Below are 13,057 nucleotides of genomic sequence, written 5' to 3'. Positions count from 1 at the left end.
GTTGATCCATGGATTTCGGAGTTCTCAGTACGGCAGGGATTGCACAGAAAGCGTTCCTTCCGGCCGCACAGACCAGCGACCACGATGTCGTCGCGATCGCTTCGCGAAGTCAGGACCGAGCACGGTCGATCGCGGACGAGTACGAAATCGAGCACGTGTACGACGGCTACGGTCGATTGCTCGAGGACGCACCGATCGACGCCGTCTACGTCCCGCTTCCGAACGCCTTGCACGCCGAGTGGACGAAAGCCGCCGCGGACGCGGGCGTTGACGTTCTCTGCGAAAAGCCGCTGGCTGTCGACACGGTAGAGGCCCGCGAACTCGTCGAGTACTGCGAGCAACGGAACGTCACGCTGATGGAGGGGTACATGTACCAGTACCATCCGCGGACGGAACGCGCCCTCGAGATTGCGGACGAACAGTTTGACACAATTCGGTCCGTCACGTCGTCGTTCAAGTTCTCGTTGACCGGGCGTCCGGACGATATCCGTCTGTCACCGGAACTCGACGGCGGCAGTCTGATGGACGTCGGTTGTTACCCGGTTTCGGTCGCCCGCCAATTCCTCGGGGAGCCGTCCCGCGCCTACGCCCACACCGACGATTCGCGCGATTCTGGCGTCGATACGGAACTGGCCGGCATCCTCGAGTACGCAAGCGGCGCGTCGGCCCGCATCGCGTCAGGCTTCGACACGCAGAAAGTCCAGTACTACCGGGTCGAAGCCGAAAACGGCTGGCTCGAGGTTCGGAACGCGTTTGACGTTCCCACGGACGAACCGCTGGAACTTGAATATCAGGTCGACGGTCGCCACGCCGTCGAAACGTTCGATCCGACTGATCAGTACCGTCTCGAGATTGACCACTTCGCATCGTGTGTCAAAAACGGAGAGACGCCCCGAACGGACGGCGCCGAGGCTGTCGCGAACATGGCCGTGATGGACGCGCTATATCAAAGCGCCGACGACGGGACCCCGGTCGACATCGGAGCCGCGGTCGATGTTGACTACTAAGCGGCTCGAATGCGTTCTCGAGCCGAACGAACGGCCGCGAGCTGGGGCGACATCGCGAGTTCGGAGCAGGAAAACTTACGGTGGATGGGTAGTTTGGATGTCGTATGTCTACCCGGTCTCGCTCTGGTGGCGGTGGTGGTATCGTCGGCGCTGTGAGGGTCGATTTACAACGGTTACACGGTGCGTGGATGGAACTCGTCTTTCCTCGGCAACGCGGTCGCGGCCACTCGGTTATGGGCAAGTGGGAACCCGAAACGCTTCCACAGCAGATCGTCTACCGAGTGTGGAGTGTCCTCGGCGTCGTCGGATTGCTCGCGATGTATCCGCTAACGGTTCTCGGTCTCGCGACGCGATTTTACGCCTCGAAACTGGACTCGACGACGACGCGTATCGGCGTAGTCGGCGTCACGGCAATCGCCGTCCTCGTCTGGGGTGGATTGACCGTTGTCGCACACCTTCAGTTGCCGACCGAAGCCGTCATTCCGATCGCCGCGGCGAGCGGTGTGGCCGTCGTCTCGACGGCGCTCGCGGCCGGCTTCTCGAAGATCGGTGGACGACTCGTCTCGGTGTTGCTGGCCTACCCATTCGCGATGACGGCGATCTTCCTCCCGCCCGTCGTCGCCGCACTCGTCACGCCCTCGCTCGAGGGGGTAATTCTCGAGCCAAGCTACGACTTCGCGGTCTGGATACTCGACAACGTCTTGTTCGTCGGCGGGGCCAACGAGTACCTTCGGGCGAACTTCGAACTCGAGGGAGCGGCCTACGCGGGGATGTGGCTCGGGCTATCCTTCCCGCTCGGATGGTTCTTCGGGATCGTGGTCGCGTTGGCGAATCTCGTGCGACCCTCCGGATAACAGTAGATAGTAGCGCGGCTTATTTATGAAGAAAATACACTTGAAACCAAAATGGAAAAATCGGTAACTACGTGTGCATACGTACCTTTTTACGCCTCGGGTTCGCTCGCTGCGCTCACTTACCTCTCGGCGCAAAAATCTACGCTAAAAAGGCCGCTCGCTCCCGTCGGTCGCTCGCGGGTGCTGCGCTTGCGCTGGACTCCAGCGGTAACGTCTCCGCCTGTACTTACCGCGAGTCACACGCCCAACTTTGAATAAAGAAACAGCAGTACCAACTACTCAGTTCGACTCGCGATCATCACAATCCACTTTTTTGAACTGTGTTCTGATTCCGTTCGACTTAGGTCGACCTGTTACCCAGATTTGCTATGGAACTCGACTTGACCAAGACGATCGGCGCGTTCGCGCTCGTTCTCGCCGCCGGAACCGGAGCGCTATTTGCACTTCCCGAACTGACACCGATGGCCCCGATGGCCACGGACACGATCATGATGATGGTCCTGCCGTCAATGGCGCTGTTCGGTGCGATCATGCTCGCAATCGGCGTCAAACACGGCGAGTACAGAGCGACGTACTGAGAGAGAGCGCGATAGGAACGACCGACGATTTTTCGAACGTAGGTGCGACGCCTCGAGCGGCGAACTCGAAGAAAGAACAGCGACTGTACGCTTCGTCGTCGACGTTCGACCGTCTTACATGTAGCCGAGATCGCGCAGGCGCTCCATCAGGTCCTCTTTGTCCTGGGCGCGGCCCGCGCGTTCGGTCGTTCCCTCGAGGTCTTGCAACCAAGCCGGGTCGTTGTCTGCCTTTTCGGTCGAAACCTCGCTCCCGAGCGATCGGAACCCGGCGAAGTACTTCGGAGAAACCGGGATGTCGTCCTGCGTGAGGTCGTTCGGCAGGTCGTCGTCGCTCTGTGGGACGTAACCGTCGTCGGGGAATTCGGCAACAGTATCCGGTACCGCGAAGTTCCAGAAGGCTTCCCAGACGGCCGCCTCGTCGAACTGCAGGATGGGCTGGACGCGGTCGTGTGGCGGGTAGATGTCCGGATCGTGTCGCGGCGAGAAGAACGTCTCGTCGGCGCGGGCCTCCTGTTCGTCCCAGCGCACACCGGAGATGACGCCGTCAACGTCGTACTCCTCGAGCGCGTCGTTGAGCGCGACCGTCTTCAGGAGGTGGTTGCCCGCGTAGGTATCGAGCAGGAACGGGAAGGTGTCCTCCTCGTACTCGAGGATGTTGTCGACGTGGTGCTGGTTGTGTTCGGAGAGCTCGGAGATGTCGATGTCGTCGCCGGGTTCGAGGCCGTGTTCGTCGACGTACTCGCCGATGTCCTCGTTCCGGGCGTAGATCACATCGAGATCCCATTTGTCTGCCCAGTGGTCGACGAAGTCGTGGATCTCGTCGAAGTGCTGGTAGTGATCGATGAAGATCGCGGGCGGGACCTCGAGGTCGAACCGATCCGCGACCTCTTTGACGAAGTAGAGCACGAGCGTCGAGTCCTTGCCGCCGGTCCACATGACCGCGGGATTCTCGTACTGCTCGAGTCCCTGTCGGGTAACCTCGATGGCCTTCTCGATCTTGTCGTGTATGTGTGGATACTCCTCGGGCGTCTGGCCGTCGCCGTCGTCGTAATCGACGTCGACGTACTCGGGGAAGTTTTCGGTCATCGTCTGTAATTAGATATAATTACTTCGGTTAAACGCTTTGGGGGAGCGGAAACGTCTGTCGGAAGTTCGGATCGCCGGTGAATCTATCGTATGAGGGTTGTTCCCATTGAACTGCCTCGGTTCCGACGACCGCATACACTGATCGGCAACACCGTCGATTGTCATCTTTGTGGTCTCTCAGGTCGTTTGTGTGCCGGTTTAGCGCGCGGGGAGGTGAGTCGAGGACCATCAGTCCGCGAGGTTGTTCGGGAGCGGTTCCACGTCGGGGCTCGAGTCGTCGTCGAACGCCTGCTGGAGGAGCCCGACGATTCGAAGGCTCGCGACGCCGTCGCCGTAGGGCTGTGGAGTCGAATGCGTTCCCCGCTCGCGGTCGAGCGCTTCTCGAATTCGACCCTCGTCGGGCCCGACGAGTTCGTTCCAACCGCACTCGACCGTCTCGGTCCACTCCGTCTCCTCCCGAAGCGTCACGCACGGGGTCTCGAGGAAGAACGCCTCCTTCTGGACGCCGCCGGAGTCGGTCGCGACGCGTTCGGCCGCATCCAGCAGTCGAACGAAGTCGAGGTATCCCTGCGGTTCGACCAGTTCGAGTTCGTCGGTTGCACGATTCCAGAGTTCGTACTCCTCGAGTCGAGAAACCGTTCGCGGATGGGCGGGGAAGACGACGGGCAACGGCGAGGACGCGAGTCCCTCGAGGATCGACTCGAGGTTCGACCTGTCGTCCGTGTTGCTCGCTCGGTGGACCGTTGCAAGCACGAACTCGTCGGGAGCGAGGTCGAGATCCTCGAGAATATCCGACCGGCTGTGTGCCCGGGTGCGGGCCTCGAGAATCGTATCGTACATGACGTCACCCGTCCAGTAGACGCCGTCCGTGATCCCCTCGTCGGCCAGGTTCTCGACGGCGGCTTTGCTCGGCGCGAAACACACGTCGGAGGCGTGGTCCGTGAGGATCCGATTGATCTCTTCGGGCATCTCGCGGTTGTAACTCCGAAGGCCCGCTTCGACGTGTGCAACGGCGACGTCGCGTTTCGATCCGACGACCGCACCCGCGAGCGTCGAGTTAGTGTCGCCGTACAGCAGGAGAACGTCGGGTTGAGTCTCCTCGAGAACGGGCTCGAGTTCGGCGATCATCGCCGCCGTCTGTCGGCCGTGGGTGTCCGACTCGACGCCGAGGTTGTACTCGGGCTCCGGTATCTCGAGTTCGTCGAAGAAGACGTCCGACAGCTCTTCGTCGTAGTGTTGGCCGGTGTGGACGAGCACCTCTTCGCCGACCTCTCGAAGCTCTCGGGAGACGACCGCGGCCTTGACGAACTGCGGTCTGGCCCCGACGACCGAGCAGACGTTCATCCGCTCACCTCCGCGACGTCGCCCAGAGTTGTCTCGCGCGCCGAGTCGGTGAACGTGAGCGCGACGGTACACAGGAGGTCGGTCAGGTTCACCATATCCGAGACGTACTCGTCGCGGCGGCGCTCCCACCGCCGTGGGGTGGATTCATCCGCGAGTAGCGTCTGCGATCGCTCGAGCACCGCCTCGAACGAGGAGAGGTTGTAGATGAGCCCCTCCTCTTCGAGCTCGAGGAAGTTGCCCATATCCGACTCGCCGACGAAGGAATTCGACCTGATCGCCGGCGTTCCGAGCAGGGCGGCTTCGGTGACCATCGTCTGGGTGTCCGCGACCAGCAGGTCGGCCTCCGAAAGCGCGTCGTGGAGCTTCGCCGGATGGAGGTCGAACGGGCGCACGTCGAGGCGCTCGAGGTCCAGTTTGCTTCCCTCGTCGGAGACGAAGACGGTCGTTTCATCCGCGAGCGTCTCGAGGAGCCGTCGGCGTTGTTCGGTCGAGAACCCTTTTTGGCCCACGTCGTGGTGGCCGTTGAAGGAGTTGAGCCGAACAATCGCGAACGATTCGTCGGGGTCGACGTTGAGGGCGTCGCGGATGTCGGGATCGGCCTCGAAGATTTCGGGGTGGAGGTACGCCGATTCCTTGAACCCCTTGAACCGGTAGTGGTTCTCGCCGAGTTCCTTCTGGAACGCCTCGGGGGTGAGAAACGCGCGAACGAACGGCCGGGCGACGACGTGATCCAGCGAGGGCTCCGAGTCGAGGACCGCGATAGCGGGCGAACCCGTTACGATCCCCGTGTACGCGGCGTAGGGGCCGATTCCGAAGATGACGTCCGGGTCGAAGTTCCGGGCGCGGCGGACGATTCGTCCGAGTTGGATGGGCAGTTCCCACAGCAGTGAGTGCTTCGCGTCACCTCGACCGCCGTAGATTCGATACGGCAGGTCGTGAGCGCTCAGCAACGCCTCCGTACACTCGTCACTTCTGGCGAACACCAGGACGTCGTGGCCCAGTTCCTCGAGACGTTCGATGGTGTGTTTGTAGAGATGAACGTGTGCAGGCGTGTTCGTAAAAAAGAGACAGTTCATTCAGGAACACCTCGTGTATTCATTACACGTCGGGCTATGAGTTGACCGTATATTGTTATGGAAATGCTATGGTTCGGAATTTTCCTGAAACGGGATAAATGCCCTATATAGGGGCCACAAATGGCTTTTATCGTATGTAAGGAGCGCCATCCGATCCTGAAATCATCACCTTCTCTGATACGTATTTATCCGCTCGTCGATCACGTGGTTCATTCCGAGCGGTCAGCCGTCCTCGTCTCGAGGAGGACCGCTGATCGCTCCGAGGTTCATCGGGTCGCCCTGTCTCTTCCGCGATCGCTGATAGCCACTCGTTCAGTGCTATAACGGCGGCATACCCGCGTTAACGAGACCTATCGGGTACGCCGAAGGACACTCTGGTCGTCGGTCTAACTCAGTTCCACGGACCGAACGCCGGATCGACCTCTCGATGCGTCTCCTCGATCGCATCGATCGCCTCGAGATCCGCTCGATCCAGTTCGAGGGTGATCGATTCCCAGTTGTCTCGGATGTGAGCCTCGCCGGTCGCTTTCGGGATCGCGCTGACACCGCACTCGCGGAGCCACGCGAGGCTGACCTGCACTTCGCTCACGTCGTGTTTGGCCGCGATTTCTTGTAACACGGGCTGGTCGAAGACGCCGCCTCGAGCCAGTGGGGAGTAGGCGACGACTTCGATGCCGAGGTTATCACAGGCCTCCCGGATGTGCTCCTGAGGGAGCATCGGGTGCAGTTCGACCTGATTGGCGAAGATCGGCGCGTCACAGACGTCGACCGCGACCTCGAGCTGTTCGGGTTCGAAGTTACTCACGCCGACGTTATCGATGAGACCCTCATTATATAATTCCGAGAACGCGCCGAGGGTCTCCTCGTGATCGTAGGCTTTGGTCGGCCAGTGGACGTACAGCAGGTCGACGGAATCGACGCCGAGGCGCTCGATGCTCTCGCGCCCCGTCTCGAGTACGTCCTCTCGAGCGAGATTCGCCGGGACGATTTTCGTCGCGAGGAAGATATCCTCCCGGTCGACGTCGGCCCGGGCGATGCCCTCCCCGACGGCCGCCTCGTTGTCGTACATCTGGGCGGTGTCGATGTGTCGATACCCCATCTCGAGGGCGGTTCGGACGCTTTCGGCGCACTGCTCCGGATCGGTGTTTTGCCACGTGCCGAGCCCGAGCATCGGCATACCGTTTGCGGTTGGACACGTTCCGGGGGCGATATCGCTTGTCATGTGTAGCCAGTCAGTGACGAGCAAAAAAGGGGGTTATGAAAGCGGAAGCGGACGGGGGTGAGTGACGGGCGTTCAGTACTTCGACTCCGCACCAGTCAATTCGTAAACATCATCCATTACGGCGTCTCGTTCCTGCCGCCAGGCGTCGAAGTATTCGGGATCGTTCGGATAGCTATCGTAGACGTCTTTGAGGGAGTTCGCTTCCTGTTGGAGTTTATAGAGCTTGTAAAGGACGTCCCAGTGGCCAAAGGTCTTCACGATCGTTTTGAGCTTCAGACCGAGGGTCATGTCTGCGGTCCCTTTCTTCCCCAGCGCGTCGACGAGTTGCTGGCCGGGCAGTGCTGTAATAACGCCGATGAGATCGTCGATGTCGTGTGCCCCACCGAAGATGTTGTACAGATCCATCGCGGCGAAGCGCTTCCCGAAGTCGGTCTGCACGCGGCGATTGTACTCCCACAACGCGGCCTCGCTGACGTCGCCGTCGCTGATCGCTTCGGTCGCGATTTTGGCCGCCCAGTGGCCGGCCTTCGCCGCTCCCGGAATGCCGCCGCCGGTACAGGGGTTGACGTGTCCGGCTGAGTCGCCGACAGCGACGTATCCAGGGTGTACCGCGGAGTCGTACGGTCTCCGCGTCGGAAGCGCCGCACCGAGCTTGTTCTTGACCTCGGCGCCCTGAAACTCGGGATGGTTCGCGAGGTCGTCCTTGAGGACGTCGACGAGGGGCATCGAGGGCTTGTTCATCTGGAAGCCAAGTCCGGCGTTGATCTCGGTCGACGAACGCGGGAAGTACCACAGATAGCCGAGCTCTTCGGTCGGCTTGAATACGAGCGCGTCGTCCCACTCCACCGGCTCGGGGACCTCGACGACTTCGCGGTAGGCCGAACAAAATTGCGAGTAGTCGACGCGCGTGTCGAACGTCGAAGTAGAGAAGTCAGTCTTGTCCTGCAACAGCGAGAGCGCACCGGCACCGTCGATGACGATGTCAGCTTCGTACTCGATCGGGTTGCCGTTCCGAACGGCGGTTACACCTTCGACCCGTCTGTTCGGCTGAATAACGTCTTTGACGACGGTGTTGTAGTGCAGATCCACGCCGGCCCGATCCGCCTCGTCGAGCAGGATCTGGCCGTACTTCCACCGATCGATGACGGCTCCGGTTTCGTTGAAGGGGATGTCGACTTCTTCACCGGATTGGGGGTTTTCGAAAATCGCCCGTTCGATATGTTGATTGGTGAACGACTCTGATTTGAGTCGATCTCGGTCGATAACGTCCGGGAGTGAACTCTTGCCTTTCAGACCGTCACCGCAGGCGATCTTCCCACCCTCCTCCTCCGTTTTCCGCTCGAGGAGGACGACGTCGAGCCCCTCCCGTGCTGCGGTCGCCGAAGCGAAACAACCGGCGGTTCCGCCGCCGACGACCACGACATCGTGGGATTCGGTAGTCATCTCTATCCTTCCTGAACGAACCCTGCACTAAAAAACACGTGGTACCTTTCTGACGCAAAACAACCGACAGGAACGGAACGCCAGTGTGAAAGTCCGTTTTTCGGAAACGCCGTCAAAACCGGATGGCAGCGCCGACCGAAACGAGTCGGTTCAACTCTGAACCCGAATATATTTCATCCACGATATACCGACCAGAGTGATACGTTCGTACCGGCCCGCACCTACTGATACATCCGAAGCGGCCTCGCCTGCGTACTTTCGTCCTGCCCGATCTCTTGCATTCGCTGGGCGAACTGTTCGCGGTGTTCTCGGAACTCCTCGTCTCGCTCGAGAAGCGCCTCGACGTCGATCGAGAGATCCGCGATTGGGGCGATCGCCTTCTCGAGGAGGGCACTGGCCGCTTCGGGGTCGGGAAAGTTCGGATTGCATTCGACGATTAGACCGAGACTGTCGTAGTCCAGTTGGGCCGCTCGATTGATCAGCGCACCAGTTGGACCGCTGACAACCCCGTTTTCCGAGGGGGGATCGATTCCGATTTCATCGAGTTCGTCCCCGGCGTTTCCGGTCCCGATACCGCTGATCGTCGGCGTTCCCTCTCGTTCCGTGGGACGGCCGCTCAGGTAGATCGGTCGTGCATCCTGATCGACGATCCAGCTCGTGACACAGTCGGCGACGGTGTCGACGGCGCTCGCGCTGATTGGCGTGTCGCTCTGCAGTGCGAGCACGTTGTGTTCTTCGCTCACGTGGAGGCGAACCGGCGGCTGGACGGTTCGATCGCCCTCGCGATAGACGCCGACCCGGGGCAACCCTTCGCAGTGAACGCTGGCGTAGTAGCGCATGTCCAGTTCCTCGATGAGGTGGTCGGTTGCGATCTTTCCAACCAGCCCGATGCCGGGAAATCCCTCGACGAGCGTGGCGTTTTCGAGGTCGGCTTGTGCCCCCTGTAAGCGAACACGTGACATACGTGTTGAGACCGGCGGGATCACTATAAATCAATAGGCAAATCGCAACCGAACGGATCGGATGGCGGTCGAATCGGGCTCTCGCCGGCGGTTCGAAACCCACAAACGAGGTGCGAACGAAAGAGGGTGCAATGGAGCCATTCGAGCGGTATCGACCGATTATCGACGATTTCGAGGCGTTTCTCGAGGCGTGCCGGCGGCCGCTCGGGACGGCCGTCCGCGTGAACACGATCAAGGCGTCGGTCGACCGAACGATCGCGGTGCTCGAGGAGACGGGCGTCGCGTACGAACAGGCCGACTGGAACCCGCGCGTATTAACCCTCGAGACCGATTCGCCGGGATCGACGTGGACGTCGTTTCACGGGTTCACCTACGGACAAGAGGAAGTCTCGGCGGTGCCGGCGGGCGTGTTGGACCCCCAACCCGGTGAGCGCGTCTGGGACGCCTGCGGCGCGCCGGGCGGGAAGACGACCCAGATCGCGGCGCTGATGGACGACCAGGGAACGGTCGTCGCGAACGACAACAATCTCGGACGACTCTCGGCGCTCCGATTCAACGCGGAACGACTCGGCGCGACGAGCCTGGCGGTGACTAATCAAGACGCCAGAAACTTCTCGATGAAGCCGTTCGACTTCGATTCCTTCGATCGGGCGCTCGTCGACGCCCCGTGTTCGTGCGAGGGAACCATTCGAAAGAACCCGGACGCACTCGAGGACTGGTCCGAGGACCACCTTCACTCCGTTGCGGGCATTCAGAAGGGGATCCTTCGACGGGCCATCCAGACCACTCGAGAGGGTGGCACCGTCGTCTACTCGACGTGTACGTTCGCCCCCGAGGAGAACGAGGCCGTCGTCCAGCACGCCCTCGAGACCGAGTCCTGCGAGGTCGTCGACTTCGATCTCGACCTCGAGCACTCGTCCGGCCTCGAGAGCTGGGACGACGAGGAGTTCGATTCGTCACTCGAGAAGGCGGCGCGGATCTACCCCCACCAGAACGATACTGGTGGCTTTTTCGTCGCGAAACTGGAGGTGACCGCGTGATGGCTGGAGAGCGTTCGGAGGGCGACGATGAGCGTGCGAGCGAAACGCCCGAGAGCGGCGAACTCGAGGAGAACGTCGGTTATCGATTCGATCGATTGCCGGCGACCGCGGACGAGCGTCGGGTCGAAGGGCGGGCGAGCCGGGAGGAAGTCGTCGAGTACTTCCACGACCGCTTCGGGATTCCGCCGGAGACCTTCGACGACTATACGTTCTGGGAGAAGGGCGCGGGCAAGATCTGGGTCTACGCGGGCGAAGCTCCCTCGCCGATCGAGATCGAAGCGATCGGGATGACCTGTCTGCGAACGCGTCAGGAACACTGGAAGCCGACGACCGACGCGGTCCAGCGGTTCGGTCCGCACGCGACCGACTGCGTCATCGAACTTTCCCGAGAGGAGGCTCGAGCGTTCACCGACGGCCAGGATCAGGAACTCGAGTGGGACGGCGACTGGGGGTACCTGATCGCGGCGCACGAGATCGGGGTCGAGTCGGAGGGGCGACCGGGGCGAGACGGCGATGCCGTCGAAGGAGGGAAGCTCGAGCCCCTCGGTGTCGGACTCTACGTCCACGGCGAACTGCAGTCGGTCGTGCCGAAAGGTCGTCAGCGATCCGTCTCTGACGCGCGCTAAGGGTCTCTCTGGGAATGGAACTCGAACGGGAGTCCGGTCGAAGTCTCAGTCCACTCTCGGTCAAAGTTTTACCCGCCTCAGTCACATTTTTGACCGTTCAATTCGATGGTATCTTATGGTCCTCTCAACCGAGCCTGCCGTCGACTTCGATCTCGCCGAGTTTCTCGAGCAAGAATATGAGGACGCCGTCGTCTACGGCGATATCGACGGCGAAACAGTTCTTCACGAAGGCCGTGTCCGGATCCTCGCGAACGGATGGGTCAAGCTCCCGACGGATCGCCTGCTGTCTCCCGAAGCGGTCCATCACATCGACACGCACTGAACGAGCGGCCGAATTGGCGGGGTAATAGGGCCTCTGTTACTGGAGAGGTAATCCTACTCGAGAGGTATCGTTGCGCGAGTCCGTCACCGTTTACCGGGACGAGCCGAGCGGCCCGCCTCGCTCAAGGCAGCAGAGAGCCACGTTTATCGGGCAGGGCGGTGTCGAACCGACCATGCGAATCACCTTCCTCGGGACCGGAAGCGCGATGCCCACCGGCGAACGGTTCCAGACGGGGATCGTCGTACAGGAGGACGAACACACGCTCCTGATCGACTGCGGATCGGGCGTCCTCCACCGGCTCCAACAATCGGGGATCGGCTACGAAGAAATCTCGAGTGTCCTGCTCACTCACCACCATCTGGATCACGTGGCCGACTTGCTACCGCTGATGAAAGCCCGCTGGCTCGCGGGCGAGGAGACCTTCGAGATCGTCGGCCCGCAGGGGACGAAGGCGATGATCGACGGGCTTCTCGAGGTTCACGAGTACATGCAGGACAAACTCGAGTTGCAGGTCAGGGAGGTCGTCGCCGGGGATTTCGACGTCGCCGGGTTCGACGTTTCGGCTTACGAAACCCGACATTCACTGCCCTGTCTCGCCTATCGATTCGACGATCGGTTCACGTTCAGCGGCGACAGCGAGGCCTTCGCCGGACTGGTGAACTTCGCCGAGGAATGCGCCATTTTGCTCCACGACTGTTCGTTCCCCGACGACGTCGACGTGTCGAACCACCCGACGCCCGAGAAACTCGGCGCGGAACTCGCCGGCTCGGATATCGGACGCGTCTATCTGACCCACCTCTATCCCCACACCGAGGGTCGTCACGAGGAGATGCTCGAGTCCATTTCGGCCGAGTACGACGGTGACGTTCGATTCGCCGAGGACCTTCAGACGGTCACGATTACGTGATTTTGGCGGCTCCTCGACGGAGAGGATCCTCGAGGTCCCGGGGATTGTCACATTCGGTCGGAAGTCCTTCGGAACTCGGCGGGCTCACTCGGACCCGACGAGTTCGATCTTCATCCCGTCCGGCCCCTCACAATAGAGCGCGTAGTAGCCGCCGGCGTAGGGGTGTTGATCTTCGAAGAGAACGGTTGCATCCGACCGGTTTCGAACACCCGCCGTGAACTCGTCGACCTGTCGGCGTGAACGGGCGTGAAAGGCGAGGTGGTCCAACCCGGGAGCCCGGCGATCGAACGGGTGGTCGGTGTCCTCGGCTTGCACGAGGACGATATACAACGACCCATTGGTCCAGGAACGGCCTCCGTCCCACTCGCTTTTCGGTTCGTAACCGAGTTCGCCCAGCCACCACTCCCAGAACTCGACCGCCCGCTCGAGATTCGACGCGGAGAGTTCGACGTGATGGAGTCGTCCGGCGTACTCGGGATCTGCGTGATCGTGACCCATGGACGTACTGTGTTCGCCGCCGATATTTTTGTTACCCAGCGCGAGCGCTATTCCTGACGAACGGCCTCACCTGAAGACGTAGTTTCGAACCC

General features: G+C 61.1%; 14 protein-coding genes. 7 read left to right on the top strand and 7 right to left on the bottom strand.

All coding sequences use genetic code 11. From position 1 onward, the window contains the following. Positions 1-8 precede the first annotated feature (8 nt). The 3 genes from ACYQ14_RS17500 (at position 9) to ACYQ14_RS17490 (ending at position 2,439) form a co-directional block, all read left to right on the top strand. Positions 9-1,007, top strand: a complete 999-nt coding sequence (locus ACYQ14_RS17500) for a Gfo/Idh/MocA family protein (protein ID WP_459889779.1) — start codon at positions 9-11, stop codon at positions 1,005-1,007. A gap of 104 nt (positions 1,008-1,111) precedes the next feature. After that, the gene (locus tag ACYQ14_RS17495; protein ID WP_459889777.1) at positions 1,112-1,861 is read left to right on the top strand and encodes a hypothetical protein; all 750 of its coding nucleotides are present in this window, start codon (positions 1,112-1,114) and stop codon (positions 1,859-1,861) included. Between the two features lie 368 nt (positions 1,862-2,229). Continuing rightward, on the top strand, positions 2,230-2,439 hold the full coding sequence (locus ACYQ14_RS17490) for a DUF7333 family protein (protein WP_459889775.1): 210 nt from the start codon (positions 2,230-2,232) through the stop codon (positions 2,437-2,439). Between the two features lie 114 nt (positions 2,440-2,553). On the opposite strand, the gene ACYQ14_RS17485 is transcribed toward ACYQ14_RS17490, so the two are convergent. From ACYQ14_RS17485 to ACYQ14_RS17460, 6 genes are all read right to left on the bottom strand, one after another. Continuing rightward, a complete protein-coding gene (locus tag ACYQ14_RS17485) occupies positions 2,554-3,525 on the bottom strand; it encodes a phosphoadenosine phosphosulfate reductase family protein (RefSeq protein WP_459889773.1) in 972 nt (323 codons plus the stop codon). A 228-nt stretch (positions 3,526-3,753) separates the two neighbouring features. Continuing rightward, positions 3,754-4,869, bottom strand: coding sequence for a non-hydrolyzing UDP-N-acetylglucosamine 2-epimerase (wecB, locus tag ACYQ14_RS17480; RefSeq protein ID WP_459889771.1), 1,116 nt, complete (start codon positions 4,867-4,869; stop codon positions 3,754-3,756). After that, entirely contained in the window at positions 4,866-5,945 is a 1,080-nt protein-coding gene (locus tag ACYQ14_RS17475; protein ID WP_459889769.1) for a DUF354 domain-containing protein, read from the bottom strand. Before ACYQ14_RS17475 ends, wecB begins: the two co-directional genes overlap by 4 nt. A gap of 391 nt (positions 5,946-6,336) precedes the next feature. After that, on the bottom strand, positions 6,337-7,167 hold the full coding sequence (locus tag ACYQ14_RS17470; RefSeq protein WP_459889767.1) for an aldo/keto reductase: 831 nt from the start codon (positions 7,165-7,167) through the stop codon (positions 6,337-6,339). 72 nt (positions 7,168-7,239) lie between these two features. Beyond that, a complete protein-coding gene (locus ACYQ14_RS17465) occupies positions 7,240-8,610 on the bottom strand; it encodes a geranylgeranyl reductase family protein (protein WP_459889765.1) in 1,371 nt (456 codons plus the stop codon). Between the two features lie 221 nt (positions 8,611-8,831). Next, complete coding sequence (locus tag ACYQ14_RS17460) at positions 8,832-9,572, bottom strand: proteasome assembly chaperone family protein (protein ID WP_459889764.1); 741 nt, start codon at positions 9,570-9,572, stop codon at positions 8,832-8,834. A gap of 131 nt (positions 9,573-9,703) precedes the next feature. Here ACYQ14_RS17460 and ACYQ14_RS17455 point away from each other — a divergent pair, with 131 nt between their 5' ends. The 4 genes from ACYQ14_RS17455 to ACYQ14_RS17440 all read left to right on the top strand — a co-directional run bounded on the left by ACYQ14_RS17455 (position 9,704) and on the right by ACYQ14_RS17440 (position 12,467). Continuing rightward, positions 9,704-10,612: an RsmB/NOP family class I SAM-dependent RNA methyltransferase gene (locus ACYQ14_RS17455; protein ID WP_459889762.1), complete on the top strand. Its 909-nt coding sequence runs from the start codon at positions 9,704-9,706 to the stop codon at positions 10,610-10,612. Then, positions 10,612-11,238, top strand: coding sequence for a DUF7122 family protein (locus tag ACYQ14_RS17450; RefSeq protein WP_459889760.1), 627 nt, complete (start codon positions 10,612-10,614; stop codon positions 11,236-11,238). The genes ACYQ14_RS17455 and ACYQ14_RS17450 overlap by 1 nt, the downstream gene beginning before the upstream one ends. A 115-nt stretch (positions 11,239-11,353) precedes the next feature. After that, on the top strand, positions 11,354-11,560 hold the full coding sequence (locus ACYQ14_RS17445) for a hypothetical protein (RefSeq protein WP_459889758.1): 207 nt from the start codon (positions 11,354-11,356) through the stop codon (positions 11,558-11,560). Positions 11,561-11,732: 172 nt separating this feature from the next. Further along, complete coding sequence (locus tag ACYQ14_RS17440) at positions 11,733-12,467, top strand: MBL fold metallo-hydrolase (RefSeq protein ID WP_459889756.1); 735 nt, start codon at positions 11,733-11,735, stop codon at positions 12,465-12,467. 84 nt (positions 12,468-12,551) lie between these two features. Here the strand turns inward: ACYQ14_RS17440 and ACYQ14_RS17435 are convergent, their stop codons facing one another. After that, the gene (locus ACYQ14_RS17435) at positions 12,552-12,965 is read right to left on the bottom strand and encodes a VOC family protein (protein WP_459889754.1); all 414 of its coding nucleotides are present in this window, start codon (positions 12,963-12,965) and stop codon (positions 12,552-12,554) included. Positions 12,966-13,057 lie beyond the last annotated feature (92 nt).

This window comes from Halostagnicola bangensis, from assembly GCF_054653435.1.
The sequence above is the reverse complement of the archived record's forward strand: the minus strand, read 5'-3'. Positions and strand labels throughout refer to the sequence as shown.

Excerpts from the sequence above, each read along its gene's own strand:
- ACYQ14_RS17500 (WP_459889779.1), top strand. The coding sequence starts at position 9 with ATGGATTTCGGAGTTCTCAGTACGGCAGGGATTGCACAGAAAGCGTTC.
- ACYQ14_RS17495 (WP_459889777.1), top strand. The coding sequence starts at position 1,112 with ATGTCTACCCGGTCTCGCTCTGGTGGCGGTGGTGGTATCGTCGGCGCT.
- ACYQ14_RS17490 (WP_459889775.1), top strand. The coding sequence starts at position 2,230 with ATGGAACTCGACTTGACCAAGACGATCGGCGCGTTCGCGCTCGTTCTC.
- ACYQ14_RS17485 (WP_459889773.1), bottom strand. The coding sequence starts at position 3,525 with ATGACCGAAAACTTCCCCGAGTACGTCGACGTCGATTACGACGACGGC.
- wecB (WP_459889771.1), bottom strand. The coding sequence starts at position 4,869 with ATGAACGTCTGCTCGGTCGTCGGGGCCAGACCGCAGTTCGTCAAGGCC.
- ACYQ14_RS17475 (WP_459889769.1), bottom strand. The coding sequence starts at position 5,945 with ATGAACTGTCTCTTTTTTACGAACACGCCTGCACACGTTCATCTCTAC.
- ACYQ14_RS17470 (WP_459889767.1), bottom strand. The coding sequence starts at position 7,167 with ATGACAAGCGATATCGCCCCCGGAACGTGTCCAACCGCAAACGGTATG.
- ACYQ14_RS17465 (WP_459889765.1), bottom strand. The coding sequence starts at position 8,610 with ATGACTACCGAATCCCACGATGTCGTGGTCGTCGGCGGCGGAACCGCC.
- ACYQ14_RS17460 (WP_459889764.1), bottom strand. The coding sequence starts at position 9,572 with ATGTCACGTGTTCGCTTACAGGGGGCACAAGCCGACCTCGAAAACGCC.
- ACYQ14_RS17455 (WP_459889762.1), top strand. The coding sequence starts at position 9,704 with ATGGAGCCATTCGAGCGGTATCGACCGATTATCGACGATTTCGAGGCG.
- ACYQ14_RS17450 (WP_459889760.1), top strand. The coding sequence starts at position 10,612 with ATGGCTGGAGAGCGTTCGGAGGGCGACGATGAGCGTGCGAGCGAAACG.
- ACYQ14_RS17445 (WP_459889758.1), top strand. The coding sequence starts at position 11,354 with ATGGTCCTCTCAACCGAGCCTGCCGTCGACTTCGATCTCGCCGAGTTT.
- ACYQ14_RS17440 (WP_459889756.1), top strand. The coding sequence starts at position 11,733 with ATGCGAATCACCTTCCTCGGGACCGGAAGCGCGATGCCCACCGGCGAA.
- ACYQ14_RS17435 (WP_459889754.1), bottom strand. The coding sequence starts at position 12,965 with ATGGGTCACGATCACGCAGATCCCGAGTACGCCGGACGACTCCATCAC.